Consider the following 1,400-nt stretch of genomic DNA (forward strand, 5'->3'; position numbering starts at 1 on the left):
CTCGCGGACCGCTTGTCCCGGCTCCTCGACACCGTCACGGGCGACCCCGACCAGCGGATCCGGAGTGTCAGTGTTCTTGCCGGTGATGAGTTCCGGCGGATGCTGGTGGAGTGGAACGACACGGTGCATGAGGTGCCGGATGTGTCGTTGCCGGAGCTGATCGAGGCGCAGGTGGTGCGGACTCCGGAAGCGCCGGCTGTGGTCAGTGGTGGTGTCGAGCTGAGCTATGCGGAGCTGAATGCCCGGGCGAATCGTCTGGCCCGTCATCTGGTGGCGTGCGGTGCCGGTCCGGAGAGGCTCATCGCCGTCGCGCTGCCCAGGTCGGCCGATCTGGTGGTGGCGTTGCTTGCGGTGTTGAAGAGTGGTTCGGGTTATGTGCCGGTGGATCTGGAGTATCCGGCGGAGCGGATTGCGTACATGCTCGCGGATTCCGGACCGGTGTTGGTGATCACTGATTCGGAGACGGCGGCGCTGTTGCCCCAGGGGGGTGCCGCGTCGCGCCTGCTGCTGGATGACCTTGGAATCCGGGACGCTGTTGCCGGCCGGGACGGCGGGGATCTGTCGGACGGTGATCGGCTGTCTGCGGTGTTTCCTGCGCATCCGGCGTATGTGATCTATACGTCGGGTTCGACGGGCCGGCCGAAGGGTGTGGTGGTGTCGCATGCGGCGTTGGTGAATTACGTGGTGCGGTGTCCGCAGGCTTATCCGGATCTTGCGGGTTCGACGCTGTGGCATGCCTCGGTGTCGTTCGATGCGGGGGTGACCGCTCTGTACGGGGCTTTGGCTGCTGGTGGGTGTGTCGTGGTGGCGGCGCTGGACTCTGTCTCTGCCGAGGAGGGTGATGGTGCCGGGTTGCCGGTGTCGTTCCTGAAGGTGACTCCCAGTCATCTGCCGGTGCTGGAAGGTGCTGGTGGTGGGTTCGTGCCGGGTGGTCAGTTGATGCTGGGCGGGGAGGAGATTCCCGCTCATGCGGTGATGCGGTGGCGTCGGGATCATCCGCGGGTGCGGGTGGTGGCGCACTATGGTCCGACCGAGGCGGCTGTGGGGTGCACGGACTTTCCGGTGCCGGCCGATGCGGTGCTGTCCGCGGGTGCTGTGCCGATCGGTCGTCCTATGTGGAACACCCGGGTGTATGTGCTGGATGCCGCGTTGTCGCCGGTGCCTGTGGGGGTGGCGGGTGAGTTGTATGTGGCGGGTGCTCAGCTGGCTCGGGGTTATCTGGGGCGTGCGGGTCTGACGGCGGAGCGGTTTGTTGCGGATCCGTTCGCCACGGTGGCGGGTTCGCGGATGTATCGGACCGGGGATGTGGTGCGGTGGTCGGCGGATGGTGTGCTGGAGTTCGTGGGGCGTGCTGATGCGCAGGTGAAGGTGCGGGGCTTCCGTATCGAACCGGGCGAGAT

At 66.3% G+C, this 1,400-nt stretch carries 1 protein-coding gene; it reads left to right on the forward strand.

Going from position 1 to position 1,400, the window contains the following annotated elements; all coding sequences use genetic code 11:
- Positions 1–1,400: amino acid adenylation domain-containing protein (locus tag ABZ858_RS37150; RefSeq protein ID WP_361389443.1), on the forward strand; the 1,400-nt coding region annotated here is incomplete at both ends.

The sequence above is a fragment of the Streptomyces sp. NPDC047017 genome (assembly GCF_040644175.1).
Classification (GTDB): domain Bacteria; phylum Actinomycetota; class Actinomycetes; order Streptomycetales; family Streptomycetaceae; genus Streptomyces.